This window comes from Rhodopseudomonas infernalis, assembly GCF_022271405.1.
GTDB classification, from domain to species: Bacteria; Pseudomonadota; Alphaproteobacteria; order Rhizobiales; family Xanthobacteraceae; genus Rhodopseudomonas; species Rhodopseudomonas infernalis.
In genome coordinates this window covers 84,096-98,123 of the sequence record NZ_JAJNAL010000019.1, presented here as the reverse complement: position 1 = coordinate 98,123, position 14,028 = coordinate 84,096, and the positions used below count along the sequence as shown (strand labels likewise).

Below are 14,028 nucleotides of genomic sequence, written 5' to 3'. Positions count from 1 at the left end.
TCTGCAGTCATCCCGCCGACGCACACCGACGCGCCTGGACCGTGGCACCACATATCCCCGTCATTGCGAGCGGAGCGAAGCAATCCAGCCCCGTGCTCGGCGCTGGATTGCTTCGCTTCGCTTCCAATGCCGGTTGGAAAAGCGAATTGGCTACACGGCAGCAGCTCCCGCCGCGGCGGTCACACCGCGGCGGCGAGTTGCGAGAATTCCTTCACGACGCGCTCGTAGACCGGGCGTTTGAACGGCACGATCAGGTCCGGCAGGTTGTGCATCGGCTCCCAGCGCCAGCTGGTGAATTCCGACTTGTGACCAGCCGGCGCGACGACGTCGATTTCGGAATCCGGGCCGGTGAAGCGGATCGCGAACCATTTCTGGCGCTGGCCACGGTAGCGGCCCTTCCAGGCCCGGCCCGCGACGGTGCGGGGGATATCGTAGATCAGCCAGTCGGGGACCTCGCCGATCTTCTCGACCGAGCGCACGTTGGTCTCCTCGTAGAGCTCGCGCTTGGCGGCTTCCCAGGTGTCCTCGCCGGGATCGACGCCGCCCTGCGGCATTTGCCAGACATGGGTGTCGTCGACATGTTCGATGCCGCCAGCGCGGCGTCCGATGAAAACCAGCCCTGCACGGTTGATCAGCATCATGCCGACGCATGTTCGATAGGGCAGGTCCTCGTAGCGCGCCATTCGATCAGTGCCTCCGTTCGCTCGTCGCGAACCTCAAATGTTTCCGGGCGAAGCGATGTTGCTTCGCGCCGGCCAGTCTCCTTAGACCACCAACGCAGCGGGCGGTCACCAGCCCCTCACTTCCACGGCACCGAAGCCGGACTGTTCCGACGACGGAGTTCCACATATCGGGTTTATGCCCTAGGTGGATTTTGATTTCAGCATCGCCGTTGTCAATGGCACCAGGACCACGCCCCGGCTCTCCAAGCTCTTGCTCCAGCTAACAATTCGTTCAATCGAGACGGGCAGCGCCGAGGCCACCCCGATGGCATTGCCGCGCTCCTTGGCGAGCGCTTCGAGCCGCGCCAGCGCCTTGTCGATTTCGGCCGCGGTCGGCACGGTATCGATGGTCAGATCGGCACGGGCGAACGGCATGGCGAGCGATTTGGCCAGCGCGGGAGCGACGCTGCGCGGCGCCGAACCGTCGTCGAGATAGCCCAGCCCGCGCTTGGCGGCGTCGCGGATGATCGGCTGCATCGCCGCGTCGGTCGCCACGAAACGTGCGCCCATGAAGTTGGACACGCCAACATAGCCCTGGAACCGGCTGAGGTGCCAGTTCAGGCGGTCGATATTCTGCTCGGGCGCCGCCGAGCTCAGCATCGTCTGCGGGCCGGGGTCGTTGTCCGGATAGTCGAACGGCTCCATCGGCAGCTGCAGCAGCACCTCGTGCTGCTTGGCGCGCGCCTCCTCGACCAGCTTGCCGGGTTCGGAGCCGTAGGGCGTGAACGCCAGCGCCACCGCGCGCGGCAGCTTCATCACCGCCTCGTTGGTTCGCGCCGCGCCGACGCCGAGGCCGGTGACGACGATCGCGACGGTGGGCATCTTGTCGGCCTTGGCGCGGTCGGCGTCGGTCGCCATCGCATAAGCCGAGAACGGCTTCAGCGTGCCGGCCGCGACTGGGATCATGCCGTAGCGGGATTGCTCGAGCAGCCGGGGATTGATGCCATTGGTGTTGCCGGGCGTTGCGGCCGGCGCGGCGGCCTTGTCGTCGGTCGAGACGACGACGTTCTGGCGCGCTCCGCTCGAGCCGTCGATGATGGTGATGGTCTTTTGTCCCGGCGCTGCTGCGTCCTTGGCTTCGGCGTGATCGGACTTCGTCTCGGCCTTGTCGGTCGCGGCTTTGTCCGCCGGCCCCTTATCGGCCGGCGCTTTCTCGGCCGGCGCCGCAGCGTCTTGCGGGCCCGGCTTCAGCGTGATCCGCGCCATCGGCTCGCCGCCGAGCGGATCATTGTTGAACAGCGCGAAGCCGAGGAAGGCGAGCAGGAACAGTCCCAGGATCGTGGCGATCGCCTGGGTCGCGGTGAACGGCAGCCGAAACCGGCGCAGCCGACCGTGTTTCTGACCCAGCGGTGTGCTCAGTTCGTCCGCCGCCACAGCCAACCGTCTCCCGAATCACCCGCCATGACGATACCACGTCGCGCGCTGCGGGCGGCATCCCAGGCCCGCAACCGCGCAGCCGCCTGGTCTGCTCGGCGCAGCAAAAAGGGCGGCCCGAGAGCCGCCCTTTGCAGAAAGGTCGATATGCGAGGCGATCAGTTCGCCGCTTTGTTGCCGGCCGGCTTGTCGATCGCGGCCTTCTCGCCGCTGGCCGGTGCGGCCGGCGTCGTCGAGGTCGCCTTGATGCCGTGCAGCAGGTCGGCGGCGGTCTTCAGCGCCTTGTCGTCCTTGGCCTCCGGCGGCACGTAGGACTGCGAACCGGTCTTCTCGTCGCCGTCCTGGCCCTTGAGGTGGCCACGCAGCGAGGCTTCGCCCTTGGTGTCGGTGCGGGCCTTGAGGTCCTCCGGCACGTCCTGCAGCACCTCGATGTCCGGGGTGATGCCCTTGGCCTGGATCGACTTGCCTGATGGCGTGTAGTAGCGCGCGGTGGTCAGCCGCAGTGCGCCGTTGCCGCTTCCGAGCGGGATAATGGTCTGCACCGAGCCCTTGCCGAACGAGCGGGTACCGACCAGCGTGGCGCGCTTGTGATCCTGCAGCGCGCCGGCGACAATTTCCGACGCCGAGGCCGAACCGCCGTTGACCAGCACGATCACAGGTTTGCCCTTGGTCAGATCGCCCGCATGCGCCGAGCGGCGCTGGGTCTCTTCGGCGTTGCGGCCGCGGGTCGAAACGATCTCGCCGCGATCCAGGAAGGTGTCGGAGACCGTCACGGCCTCTTCGAGCAGACCGCCCGGATTGTTGCGCAGATCGAGGATGAAGCCCTTCAGCTTGTCGGCGCCGATCTGATTAGTCAGGTTGGCGATTTCCCGCTTGAGCCCTTCGGTGGTCTGCTCGTTGAAGGTGGTGATGCGGATGTAGGCGATGTCGTCGGACTCGACGCGGGCGCGCACCGAGCGAACCCGGATGTTGTCGCGCACCAGCGTGACTTCGATCGGGTTGTCCTGGCCCTTCCGCATGATCTTGAGCTTGATCTTGGTATTGACCGGACCGCGCATCTTCTCGACCGCCTGATTCAGGGTCAGGCCCTGTACGGCTTCGTCGTCGAGATTGGTGATGATGTCGTTGGCCATGATGCCGGCCTTCGAGGCCGGGGTATCGTCGATCGGCGACACTACCTTGATCAGACCGTCTTCCATGGTGACTTCGATGCCCAGACCGCCGAACTCACCGCGGGTCTGCACCTGCATGTCGCGGAAGCTCTTGGCGTCCATGTAGCTCGAATGCGGATCGAGCCCGGTCAGCATGCCGCTGATCGCGGACTCGATCAGCTTGCCGTCGTCCGGCTTCTCGACGTAGTCGCTGCGCACGCGTTCGAAAACGTCGCCGAACAAATTGAGCTGACGATAGGTATCCGAAGTCGCGGCTCGCGCCGTCGAGCCCATCAGTATCGATCGCGGCTGGGTGACGAAAAGTGTCAGCGCAGCGCCCGTGACCGCGCTGAGGAGGATTACCGAAGTCTTGCGCATCATCCGCGAACCTTTTCGCCTTCATTTGCGGCCCACCATGGGCCTGGATCAATGGGAGTGCCGTCCTTACGGAACTCGATATAGAGCACGGGCTGACTGACATTCGCCGCCAGGATCGAAGCGACCTGCGACGTCGTCCCCATGGTCGCCACCGGCTCTCCCGTGAGCACGAATTGGCCGATGTTGACCGAAATCCGCTCCATCCCGGCGATCAGGACATGATATCCGCCACCGGCATTGAGGATCAAGAGTTGTCCATAGGAGCGAAACGGTCCCGCATACACAACCCAACCGTCACACGGGGTTGTGACCTGGGCGCCCGCTCGCGTCGACAATGAAATACCACGCTCGACGCCGCCGACGCCGTCGGGCCGGCCGAACTCCCGGATCTTGCTGCCGTTGACCGGCAGGCCGAGCATGCCTTTGGCGGACGCGAAGGCGATCGCCGGGCTGAGCCGGCCGGGATCCTTCAGCGCCGCGAGGTTCGCCATCGGCGTGCCCTTCTGGCTGGCGGCCGCAGCGGCCTTGGCGGCGCTCTTGAGATCCTGCTCCATCTTGGCGATCAGGCCGGTCAGGCTGTCGACCTGGCGCGACAGCGTCAGCGCGCGGGAGCGTTCGGTTTCGATATCCTTTTCGACGGAGCCTTGCTTGCGCTGCCGTTCGTCGACCAGCGCGGCGAGCCGGGTCTGGTCGGCCGTCATGGCACTGCGGTCGGCGGCGAGCTGATCGCGCTCGGCCGCGATGGTCTTGCGCACGGCGATCAGTTCGCCAAGATCGGTGGCGAGGCGCTCGGCGCGGTCCCGCAGGTTGGGCACGACGGCGCCGAGCAGGATCGCGGTGCGCAGCGACTGCAGCGCATCCTCGGGACGGACCAGCAGGGCCGGCGGGGCACGGCGACCGGCGCGCTGCAGGGCGGCAAGCACTTCGCCGATCTCGCCGCGGCGCTGGTCCAGCGAGGTGCGGATCTGGCCTTCGCGGGCATCAAGCGGCACCAGCCGGGCTTCGGCGTCGTTGATCTTGGTTTCGACGGCCCGCACCTTGGCGGCGATGTCGATCAGTTGCTGATTGAGCTTGGTGCGATCTTCGCCGATCGCCGCGAGGTCGGCCTTGAGCTTGTCCTGCAGTTCGGCGGCACGCTTCTGCTCGGCGCGCGCGGCTTCGAGTTCCTGCGCGCGCTGGCGGATCAGGTCTGCGGTCGCGGCGGCGGAGGGCGCCGGCGTTGCCACAGGTGGCGTCTGCGCGTCAGCGCGATCGATCCAGATGCCGGAAATCAGGCTTGCCGACACCAGCGCAACCGACGGCCAGACGAAGCCGGAGGAGCTCCTCGCGGCCGTGGCCAACTTCTGTTGCGCAAAGTCGTGATGCATCTGATCGCTGCGGCGCTCACTAGGCACGATGATAGGGATGTCCCGCCAAGATCGTCGCGGCCCGGTAGATCTGCTCCAGCAGCATCATTCGGACCATTTGGTGCGGCCACGTCGCGGCGCCAAACGACAGGCACAGCTTTGCCTTGCGCCGCAATTCGGGCGAAAGTCCGTCCGCACCGCCGATCACGAAAATGGTACCGGGTACCGACGCGTCGCGCCAACGACCGAGCTGCGCCGCGAAGCTTGCGCTGTCGAGGCTTTGTCCCCGTTCGTCCAGCGTCACCAGCACGCTGCCTTCGGGTATCGCGGCCGAGATCGCCGCGGCTTCTTCGGCCATCCGGGTCGCTGCGTCGCGCGCGCGACTTTCTCCAAGTTCATGGATGTCGAGCCCGCGAAAGCCGAGCTTGCGGCCGATGTCGTCGAAACGGGTCTTGTAGCGCTCGACAAGGTCGCGTTCCGGACCTTGCTTGAGTTTGCCGACGGCAATGACGGTTAGGCGCATAGTGTCATACGCAGACTCTCGCACCTTCCGCACCGTGCCGTTTCAAAACGGCGCCGGCCGGCAATAGCGACATACACTCACGCCCGCGGCTCGGGGGAGCCCGGGCAGGCGCTACAGCGTCTTCGCCGGCTGAGGGCCCTGCGTCCACAAGCGCTCGAGATTGTAGAACTCGCGGACTTCCGGCCGGAACACGTGCACCACCACGTCGCCGCAATCCATCAGCACCCAATCGCAATTGGTCAGGCCCTCGACATGGATCTTGGTGACGCCTGCTTCCTTAAGCGCTTTCGACACGTTCTCGGCGATCGCACCGACATGACGGTTCGCCCGTCCGCTGGTGACGACCACATAGTCGAACATCGCCGACTTGCCGCGGATGTCGATGGCGATCGTTTCTTCCGCCTTCATGTCATCGAGGCGGGAGAGGATCAGCTTGAGCGTCTCCTCGGCCGACAGCTGCGTCGTGGAGATCGCGTCCGGCGTCGGCGCTTCTGCCGCTGCAGCAGTGCTTCGCGAAGTAACTGCCTTCGACGTTGCTTTCGACGGGGCCTTCGGCTTCACTGCTTTCGCCGCGACTGCCTGGGGCGGCGCCGACTGAGACAATACAGATGTGGTCAGGGACCTTTCCTTTCACTGTATCGCGGGCGGCGAATCCCGCAGCCCGGCAACCATACTAGGCATGTGGGGTTCGGGCTTTCAACATTCCAGACGGCACAGCCGCCTCATTTCTTCCAACTTCCGTCGGGGTTCCGCAGCGCCGTCGACGACATGGGTGACTTCAGGCCTGTCAGGAAAACCCAAGACGGGGGCGCCTGGTCGGCCAGTGTCGTCGCCGCCGAGTTCGGCAGGCGGTAGCGGCGCAGCGCCTGGGCGGCCGGTGCGGCCAGGGCCCGAAAGGTGGCAGGAGGTCGATCGACCACGGCGATCGGCAGCGCCTCCGCGATCGACCGCCAGCGCTGCCAGCGGTGGAACTGCGCCAGATTGTCGGCTCCCATGATCCAGACGAAGTGCGCGCCGGGGCAGTGCTGGCGCAGATAGGCAATCGTGTCGGCGGTGTAGCGGGTGCCGATCGCAGCCTCGAGGCCGCTCACCTGGATCCGCGGATCGTCGGCGATCGCCTGGGCGGCCGCCAACCGGGCATCGAGCTCGCGCAGCGCCGTCACGTCCTTCAGCGGATTGCCGGGCGACACCAGCCACCAGATCCGGTCGAGCTTCAGCCGCGTCAGCGCGAACCGGCTGATCGCGCGGTGCGCTTCGTGCGGGGGATTGAACGAGCCGCCAAGCAGGCCGATCCGCATGCCCCGGCTGTAAGCCGGAACGGCGCGGCGGGCCGCCACGGGATCCGGCGTCAACTCAAGCTCCGGGTTCGGCGGACGAGGGGGTCACGGCCGGGTCTGCCCGGTGCCGTGGACGCGATATTTGAAAGTGGTGAGCTGCTCGGCGCCGACCGGGCCACGGGCGTGAAACTTGCCGGTGGCGATGCCGATCTCGGCGCCGAAGCCGAACTCGCCGCCGTCGGCGAACTGCGTCGAGGCGTTATGCAGCACGATCGCCGAATCCACCTCGGCGAGAAACTTCGTCGCCGCGTGCGCATCTTCGGCCACGATCGCATCGGTGTGGTGCGAGCCGTGCTGATGGATGTGGGCGATCGCGGCGTCGACCCCATCGACCAGCCTGGCGGCGATCACTGCGTCGAGATACTCCGTATCCCAATCCTGATCGGCGGCCGGCTTGACGCGCGCGTCGGCGCGCTGCACGGCGTCGTCGCCGCGGACTTCGCAGCCGGCATCGATCAGCATGCCGATCAGCGGCGCCAGATGCGTCGCGGCCGCGGCACGGTCGATCAGCAGCGTCTCGGCGGCGCCGCACACGCCGGTGCGCCGCATCTTGGCGTTCAGCACGATCGACTTCGCCATGTCGAGGCTGGCGCTGCGATCCACATAAACGTGGTTGACACCTTCCAGATGAGCGAACACCGGCACCCGGGCCTCGCTTTCGACGCGCGCCACAAGGCTCTTGCCGCCGCGCGGCACGATGACGTCGATGGCGCCGTTCAGGCCGCCGAGCAACAGGCCAACGGCGGCGCGATCGCGGGTCGGCACCAGCGTGATCGCCGCTTCGGGCAGACCGGCCTCCCGAAGACCCTGCACCAGACAGTCATGGATCGCGCGGCCGGAGCGGAAGCTTTCCGAACCGCCGCGCAGGATCACGGCGTTGCCGGACTTCAGGCACAGCACGCCGGCGTCGGCGGTGACGTTGGGGCGGCTCTCATAGATCACCGCGACAACGCCGAGCGGCACCCGGACGCGCTCTATGGTCATGCCGTTCGGCCGCTGCCAGCTTTCGGTCACGGCGCCGATCGGATCGGCGATGCCGCGCACGACCGCGATGCCTTCGGCCATCGCCTCGACGCGCGCAGGCGTCAGGGTGAGGCGGTCGAGAAAGGCCGCATTGGCACCGGAGGCCTTGGCGTCGGCGACGTCCTCGGCATTGGCGGCGAGAATCTTGTCAGCGCCGGCGCGGACGGCTTTTTCCATCGCCTCGAGCGCGCGGTTCTTCTGCTCCGGCGGCGCCAGCGCCAGAACCCATGCGGCAGCGCGCGCGCTGCGTCCGAGATCGGTCATCAGCGTCGCCAGTTCGGCGGAGCCGTCGATAGCTTTGAGCGAGGCGGTCATGGGGTGAAGCCTGAAAATCCGTGGTCTGTCATGTAAATAGGCGGAATTTGGCGGTACGCCAAGCTGGTTGCGGGGAAACCGGGTGATGCCTATCCTTTGGGTGTTCTCGGGAGGCGCAGATGGCCGGAAACTACACTCTGGACGAGCACTCGGCGGCATTCGTCGAAAGCCTGGTGGAAAGCGGCCGCTACGAGACGGCCGACGACGTGTTGCGCGACAGCGTTCGCCTGATGCAGGCGCGGGAAGCCAAGCTCGATACGCTGCGGGCCGAGATCCAGAAGGGGCTGGACAGCGGGCCGATGGAAGAGGTCGGCGACATGTTCGAACGTATCAAGGCCGAGGGACGCAAGCGGCTGGCAGCGGAACGTGGCGAATAGGGCACGGAAAAGTCCGCAAGCCGAGCGCGATATTGCGGCGATCTGGAGTTATGTTGCCAAAGACAACGTCAACGCCGCGGATCGTCTGCTCGAAGCCATCGAGAAGGTATTTGACGTTCTGGCGCATTCGCCTTTGCTCGGCAGAGCACGCCCGGAATTGTCCCCAAAACTGCGCAGCTTTCCGTCGGGAAGCTACGTCCTTTACTATCTACCCCTGAAGGACGGCGTGGTTGTCGTTCGTGTTATGCACGGACGGCAGGACATCTCGCCTGAAGACTTCAGGTAAATTTCAAGCCGGCGCCGTGCCGACCACCAGATCATCGCGGTGGATCATCTCGGCGCGGCCGGTGATGCCGAGGATCATCATCACGTCGGACGACGAACGGCCCTTGATCTTGTCGGCATCGTCGGCGTCGTAGGCGACGAGACCGCGGCCGATCTCGTGGGTGTCGGGGCCGCGCACCACCACCGCGTCGCCGCGGGCGAACTGGCCGTCGACACGGATCACGCCGGCCGGCAGCAGGCTCTTGCCGGCGCGTAGCGCCACCACTGCGCCGGCGTCGATCGTCAGCGTCCCCTTCGGCTCCAGCGAGCCGGCGATCCAGCGCTTACGCGCCGTGACGGGATTGGCCGGCGTCAGAAACCAGGTGCAGGGGCCGCCATCTGCGATCGCCTTCAGCGGATGATCGATCTTGCCCGAGGCGATCAGCATGTGGGTGCCGGCGCTGGTCGCGATCTTGCCAGCCTCGATCTTGGTCCGCATGCCGCCGCGCGACAGTTCGGAGCCGGCCGCGCCCGCCATGCCTTCGATTTCCGCGGTGATCGACTCGACCACGGGGATCAGCTGCGCATCGGGGTTGCTGCCGGGCGGCGCGGTGTAGAGGCCGTCGATGTCCGACAGCAGGATCAGCAGGTCGGCGCTCGCCATCGTGGCGACGCGCGCCGCGAGGCGATCATTGTCGCCGTAGCGAATCTCGTTGGTGGCGACGGTGTCGTTCTCGTTGATCACCGGCACCGCGCGCCATTCCAGCAACTTGCCGATGGTGGAGCGGGCGTTGAGGTAGCGGCGGCGCTCTTCGGTGTCCTGGAACGTCACCAGGATCTGGCCGGCGCCGATGTCATGGGCGCCCAGCACCTCCGACCAGGTCCGCGCCAGAGCGATCTGCCCGACGGCGGCGGCGGCCTGACTCTCTTCGAGCTTCAGCGGCCCGCGCGGCAGTTTGAGGCGGCTGCGGCCGAGCGCGATCGAGCCGGACGAGACGATCATCACGTCGCGCCCGCCGCGATGCAGCTCGGCGATGTCGGCGGCGAGCGCCGCGAGCCAGTCCGCCCGGACCTCGCCGGCGTGCGAGTCGATCAGCAGCGAGGAGCCGACCTTGACGACGATGCGGCGGAAATCATGAAGCTTCGGGCTGGCCATCGAACACGGATCTGGGATTTGGCGCATTGCCGCGCCGGGGGGATGCAACGCGTCGTTTTGCAGCACGCCACCGGTCGGCGCAAGCCGCGGCGAACGGCCGGCAGGTCGACGATACGGGGCAAATCGAAATCAAAAGCGGGTAGCCCAGGTATGGCCCGCCTCGGGAGCGGCGTTCGGCTCGTGAGCAACAGTCCATCCCGCACTCATCCGGCCAAGAACTCACCGCGACCGGCCATCGGCCTCGCCGAAGCGTTGGTCGTCGGCATCCGGCGGCCCATCGAGCTTCATCCCAGAGAGGAACTTCGCTCTCACGCTGGCATTCACATCCCGGCGATGTGTCCGATCCAGCTGTGAGTATCAGTTATTTTAGCACCAACCGACATTCAGACGCTGATCGCCCGCACCGAGTTACTTGCCGCGCGGGCATTCGAATGCGCCTTGGCGGCGGACGCCAAGGCGGCGATCGACGACAGCCTGTGGGCCGATTTTCATCGGTCCGGCTTGGGGATGGCGGCGTTTCCGGAGTCGCTCGGCGGCCTCGGCCTGATCGATTCCGATCGCCAGAGTGATTTGTGCACGGTGCTGCGCGTGCTCGGCGCCGGCGATCTGTCGACCGCGCGGCTGATCGAAGGCCATATCAACGCGATCGCGCTGGTCTGCCGCTATGGCACCGCGGCGCAGCAGGCTTCGCTTGCGTCCGATGTTCGCAACGGCGCGTTGGCGGCGGTGTGGGGCGCCGACGATGCGGCCGGTCTGAAGATCGCAAGTCAGGCAGACCATGACGAATTGCGGGGCCGCAAGATCCTCGCGTCGGGCGCCGGCTTCGTGTCGCGCCCGATCGTTACCGCCAAGTCGGGCGACGATCAGTACATGTATCTGTTGCGGATCGCGCCCGATCACCCTGTCGACCTCAGCGGCTGGACCGCGCTTGGCATGCGGTCGACGGCGACCGGCGCGATCGACCTCACCGGCATTCGCATCGGGCCTGACGAACAGGTCGGCGGCGCCGGAGACTTCATGCGCCAGCCGTATCTATCGGGCGGGGCCTGGCGGTTCTGCGCGGCGCATCTGGGCGCGATGGAGCGGCTGGTCGAGTTGTTTCGGCATCACCTCGTGTCACGCGGCCGGGGCGAGGATCCGTATCAGCTACAGCGCGTCGCCAATTGCGTCGCCGCAGCGCGCACCGCGCGGTTCTGGGTCGAGGAGGCTGCGCGCCGGTTCGGCAGCGAAGCCGACGCAGAGGCCATCGTGGCCTTCGCCAATATGACCCGCATGGTCACCGAGCGTGCCGCGCTCGACATCATGGAGAACGTCCAGCGCGGCGTTGGCCTGCAGGGGTTTATCCGGCCCGACCCGATCGAACGGATTTGCCGTGACCTCGCGACGTATTTGCGCCAGCCCGTGCCGGATCTGGCGATGAGCAACGCCGCGCGCGCCTGGCTGACATCATCGCTGGCTGTGGGAGAGTTTTGATTGCTCGCCTCGGATTACTTGGACGCGGTCCGCCGACTGCCGATAGGCACGCTGGGCGATCTCACCGGCGGTCAGCCCTGCGTGGTGCTGTCGCCGCATCCCGATGATGAATCGCTCGGTGCCGGCGGTTTGATTGCCTGTGCCTGCGCCGCCGGCCAGCGCACCGAGGTCGTTTTGATTACGGACGGCGGCGCCTCCCATCCGAAGTCGCCGAGCTACCCTCGGCAACGTCTCATCGAACTGCGACGCGCCGAACTCGAACAGGCTGCCGCGCTGCTCGGGCTGCCGCCCGATCATGTTCATCGACTTGGATTGCCCGACACCCAGGCGCCGACCAAAGGCCCGCCGTTCGACGCCGCCGTCGATGCGATCGCGGCGATCTGCGTGCATGCCGCGGCCAAATCGTTGCTGGTGACATGGGACGGCGATCCGCATTGTGACCATCAGGCGACCGCGCGCATCGCCGAGGCGGTTTGCCGGCGACACAAGGAGATCACGCTGTGGGCGTATCCGATCTGGGGCTGGCATCTCGATCCGGCCGAGCCGCTGAACCGGCCGGCCCCCGAGGGACTGCGGCTCGACATCTCGGCACAGCAGGCCCGCAAGCGCGCGGCGATCGACGCCCACGTGTCGCAGATGACCGATCTGATCGATGACGACCCGGACGGATTCCGCTTCACCGACCAGACCCTGGCGCCGTTCGTCGGGCGTTACGAATACTACTTGAAGGTCACGCCATGAGTCGCCGGACCGAGACGATCGCGGCAGACTATTTTGAGCAAAAATATCGTGCCGACATCGATCCGTGGCGGTTTCGCAGCAGTGACTACGAACGCGAGAAGTACCAGTCGACCCTGGCGGCGCTTGGCCGGCCGCGGTTCGGTTCGGGGCTTGAAGTCGGCTGCTCGATCGGCGTTCTGACCGCCCAGCTCGCGCCGCGCTGCGACAAGCTGCTTGCCATCGACGCATCGCAAACCGCGATCGACGCGGCGCGGGCGGGCGGTGTGCCCGCCAACGTGACGTTCGACGTGGCAACGCTGCCGCAGCAGTTTCCGGCTGGCCGCTTCGATCTGATCGTGCTGTCGGAAGTCTTGTACTACTTCGCGGCGCCGGATCTGGCGGGCGTGGCGCAGCAGTGTATCGACGCGCTGCGGCCGGACGGCGAGATCATCCTGTGCCACTGGCTCGGCGAAACCGACTATCCGCTGACCGGGCTCGAGGCCAGCGATCAGTTTTTCCAAGCGGTGGCAGCTAGGCTGCCGGTTCGAGCCATCGTGAAGGACGAGGTTTATCGGCTGGAGCGGTTGGGGGCGAGCTGATCCGCCGCCGAAGCTGGCGCAGGATCATGTTGGCGACCGCGATCTGCCGCGGCAGATCGGACGGCCGAAGTGGCGCGCCGCGCTGCAGGGCCGGGCTGTCGCAACAGATCCGCCGCCAGGCCTCCTCGAACACGACGCCGGGCTCCGACAGTAGCCGCATCGCATCCTGCGACACCTGCCAGCCACGCGGCAGATCGCGGTGCGCTGGCTGTACTGCCAGCAGACGCCGCAGATGGCCGCGATAGATCGAGCGCCGCGTGGCCTGCAGCGCCGGCTCAAGATCGTCGTCGCATGGCGCGTCGGTCTGCTGGTGACGCAACCGCATCGTATCGGCCGCGCCGCCCTGCGCACGGCCGTCGAGCCGGCACGACGTCACGACCGAAACCGCCATCGAATGGCGGACCTTGAAGCCGGCGCGTTCCAGCGCGGCCGTCAGGGCTGAGTCCTCGCCGACCGGACGCGGCGGCAGGCCGCCGATCGCCTGATAGGAGGCGAGCGTCAGCGCCAGGCTTGCGCCGGACGACACCCGATGGTTCGGCCATGGATCATGCGGGCGCGGATCGCAACGCGCGTCGATCTCGGCGAGCAGCCGCAAATAAGTATCTTCCATCCGGCCACGGGTCAGGAATGCGCTGCCGAGGTCGACGATCTCCAGCGGCTCGGCGTCGATATAGCCGGCGACGCAATCGACGCCGCTCTGCATCTCGCGCATCGTCGCGGCGAACCAGGTCGGCGCCACGCAGCTGTCGGCATCGGTGGTGAGGATCACGCCGTCGATGGCGCCGCGCTCGATCAGCCGCGCCGCCGCAAGGTCCATCGCCTGCTTGCGGGCGCGGCCGGCGGAGAGTTGATCGGGCGGCAGTTGCGCCTCGATCACCACGACCGGATGCGGCACCAACGCGGCGAACGCGCGCACCACCGCGGCGGTGTCGTCGGTGCAATTATTGGCGAAGATCAGGATCTCGAATGCGCCGGTCCGAACCGGAGCGCCGGCCTCGTCGCGCTGCATCGCCAGTGCCGACAGGCAGCGGCGGATGCGTTGAGCCTCGTTGTGTGCGGGAATGGCGACGACGGCGCGGACGGCACTGAAACTGCGGTCGGCCTTCATGCGCGCTTCACCCACTGGTACGTTGTTTGTCCGTCGACCTGCTGTGGCGCAAGGCGATCCAAACCGTCGCAGTGGGAAAGTGATCGTTCGCGATTCTGTTCCAAACGCGGCCGCGATGGCAGCTGCTGATATCGCTGAGGTTCACGAGGCAGCGATGCCCAG

The 14,028-nt window shown here is 66.6% G+C and carries 15 protein-coding genes; 5 read left to right on the top strand and 10 right to left on the bottom strand.

Features of this window, described 5'->3' with window-relative positions; genetic code table 11:
• Positions 1-179 precede the first annotated feature (179 nt).
• From LPW26_RS14585 to LPW26_RS14550, 8 genes are all read right to left on the bottom strand, one after another.
• Positions 180-683, bottom strand: coding sequence for an RNA pyrophosphohydrolase (locus LPW26_RS14585; protein WP_238736126.1), 504 nt, complete (start codon positions 681-683; stop codon positions 180-182).
• 180 nt (positions 684-863) lie between these two features.
• Positions 864-2,096 (bottom strand): divergent polysaccharide deacetylase family protein, encoded by a 1,233-nt coding sequence (locus LPW26_RS14580; RefSeq protein WP_238736136.1) that lies wholly within the window; start codon positions 2,094-2,096, stop codon positions 864-866.
• A gap of 158 nt (positions 2,097-2,254) precedes the next feature.
• Positions 2,255-3,628 carry a S41 family peptidase gene (locus tag LPW26_RS14575; protein ID WP_238736125.1) on the bottom strand — a complete coding sequence of 458 codons (1,374 nt, stop codon included), beginning with the start codon at positions 3,626-3,628 and terminating at the stop codon, positions 2,255-2,257.
• The gene (locus LPW26_RS14570) at positions 3,625-4,992 is read right to left on the bottom strand and encodes a murein hydrolase activator EnvC family protein (protein WP_238736124.1); all 1,368 of its coding nucleotides are present in this window, start codon (positions 4,990-4,992) and stop codon (positions 3,625-3,627) included. The genes LPW26_RS14575 and LPW26_RS14570 overlap by 4 nt, the downstream gene beginning before the upstream one ends.
• A 19-nt stretch (positions 4,993-5,011) precedes the next feature.
• Entirely contained in the window at positions 5,012-5,494 is a 483-nt protein-coding gene (gene rlmH, locus LPW26_RS14565; RefSeq protein WP_238736123.1) for a 23S rRNA (pseudouridine(1915)-N(3))-methyltransferase RlmH, read from the bottom strand.
• 111 nt (positions 5,495-5,605) lie between these two features.
• Positions 5,606-5,965 (bottom strand): ribosome silencing factor, encoded by a 360-nt coding sequence (rsfS, locus tag LPW26_RS14560; RefSeq protein WP_319942181.1) that lies wholly within the window; start codon positions 5,963-5,965, stop codon positions 5,606-5,608.
• A 251-nt stretch (positions 5,966-6,216) separates the two neighbouring features.
• Positions 6,217-6,846 carry a nicotinate-nucleotide adenylyltransferase gene (locus LPW26_RS14555; RefSeq protein ID WP_238736122.1) on the bottom strand — a complete coding sequence of 210 codons (630 nt, stop codon included), beginning with the start codon at positions 6,844-6,846 and terminating at the stop codon, positions 6,217-6,219.
• Between the two features lie 30 nt (positions 6,847-6,876).
• Positions 6,877-8,169 (bottom strand): glutamate-5-semialdehyde dehydrogenase, encoded by a 1,293-nt coding sequence (locus LPW26_RS14550; protein ID WP_238736121.1) that lies wholly within the window; start codon positions 8,167-8,169, stop codon positions 6,877-6,879.
• Positions 8,170-8,288: 119 nt separating this feature from the next.
• On the opposite strand from LPW26_RS14550, the gene LPW26_RS14545 reads away from it, so the two are divergent.
• Both LPW26_RS14545 and LPW26_RS14540 read left to right on the top strand, forming a co-directional pair.
• A complete protein-coding gene (locus LPW26_RS14545) occupies positions 8,289-8,546 on the top strand; it encodes a type II toxin-antitoxin system ParD family antitoxin (protein ID WP_238736120.1) in 258 nt (85 codons plus the stop codon).
• Positions 8,536-8,832 carry a type II toxin-antitoxin system RelE/ParE family toxin gene (locus tag LPW26_RS14540; RefSeq protein WP_238736119.1) on the top strand — a complete coding sequence of 99 codons (297 nt, stop codon included), beginning with the start codon at positions 8,536-8,538 and terminating at the stop codon, positions 8,830-8,832. Before LPW26_RS14545 ends, LPW26_RS14540 begins: the two co-directional genes overlap by 11 nt.
• Positions 8,833-8,835: 3 nt before the next feature.
• Here LPW26_RS14540 and proB read toward each other — a convergent pair whose 3' ends face one another.
• Positions 8,836-9,966 carry a glutamate 5-kinase gene (gene proB, locus LPW26_RS14535; RefSeq protein ID WP_238736118.1) on the bottom strand — a complete coding sequence of 377 codons (1,131 nt, stop codon included), beginning with the start codon at positions 9,964-9,966 and terminating at the stop codon, positions 8,836-8,838.
• A gap of 438 nt (positions 9,967-10,404) precedes the next feature.
• On the opposite strand from proB, the gene LPW26_RS14530 reads away from it, so the two are divergent.
• From LPW26_RS14530 to LPW26_RS14520, 3 genes are read left to right on the top strand one after another with little or no spacing between them, the layout of a single operon-like run.
• Positions 10,405-11,439, top strand: coding sequence for an acyl-CoA dehydrogenase family protein (locus LPW26_RS14530; protein WP_238736117.1), 1,035 nt, complete (start codon positions 10,405-10,407; stop codon positions 11,437-11,439).
• Positions 11,440-12,180, top strand: coding sequence for a PIG-L deacetylase family protein (locus LPW26_RS14525; RefSeq protein ID WP_238736116.1), 741 nt, complete (start codon positions 11,440-11,442; stop codon positions 12,178-12,180).
• Positions 12,177-12,758, top strand: coding sequence for a class I SAM-dependent methyltransferase (locus LPW26_RS14520; protein WP_238736115.1), 582 nt, complete (start codon positions 12,177-12,179; stop codon positions 12,756-12,758). The genes LPW26_RS14525 and LPW26_RS14520 overlap by 4 nt, the downstream gene beginning before the upstream one ends.
• On the opposite strand, the gene LPW26_RS14515 is transcribed toward LPW26_RS14520, so the two are convergent.
• Positions 12,691-13,866, bottom strand: a complete 1,176-nt coding sequence (locus LPW26_RS14515; protein WP_238736114.1) for a glycosyltransferase — start codon at positions 13,864-13,866, stop codon at positions 12,691-12,693. The two genes, LPW26_RS14520 and LPW26_RS14515, sit on opposite strands and share 68 nt — an antisense overlap.
• Positions 13,867-14,028 lie beyond the last annotated feature (162 nt).

What these genes read in the sequence shown, in the direction of transcription:
- LPW26_RS14585 (WP_238736126.1), bottom strand. Translation starts at nt 683, where the DNA reads ATGGCGCGCTACGAGGACCTGCCCTATCGAACATGCGTCGGCATGATG.
- LPW26_RS14575 (WP_238736125.1), bottom strand. Translation starts at nt 3,628, where the DNA reads ATGATGCGCAAGACTTCGGTAATCCTCCTCAGCGCGGTCACGGGCGCT.
- LPW26_RS14570 (WP_238736124.1), bottom strand. Translation starts at nt 4,992, where the DNA reads ATGCATCACGACTTTGCGCAACAGAAGTTGGCCACGGCCGCGAGGAGC.
- rlmH (WP_238736123.1), bottom strand. Translation starts at nt 5,494, where the DNA reads ATGCGCCTAACCGTCATTGCCGTCGGCAAACTCAAGCAAGGTCCGGAA.
- LPW26_RS14550 (WP_238736121.1), bottom strand. Translation starts at nt 8,169, where the DNA reads ATGACCGCCTCGCTCAAAGCTATCGACGGCTCCGCCGAACTGGCGACG.
- LPW26_RS14545 (WP_238736120.1), top strand. Translation starts at nt 8,289, where the DNA reads ATGGCCGGAAACTACACTCTGGACGAGCACTCGGCGGCATTCGTCGAA.
- proB (WP_238736118.1), bottom strand. Translation starts at nt 9,966, where the DNA reads ATGGCCAGCCCGAAGCTTCATGATTTCCGCCGCATCGTCGTCAAGGTC.
- LPW26_RS14520 (WP_238736115.1), top strand. Translation starts at nt 12,177, where the DNA reads ATGAGTCGCCGGACCGAGACGATCGCGGCAGACTATTTTGAGCAAAAA.
- LPW26_RS14515 (WP_238736114.1), bottom strand. Translation starts at nt 13,866, where the DNA reads ATGAAGGCCGACCGCAGTTTCAGTGCCGTCCGCGCCGTCGTCGCCATT.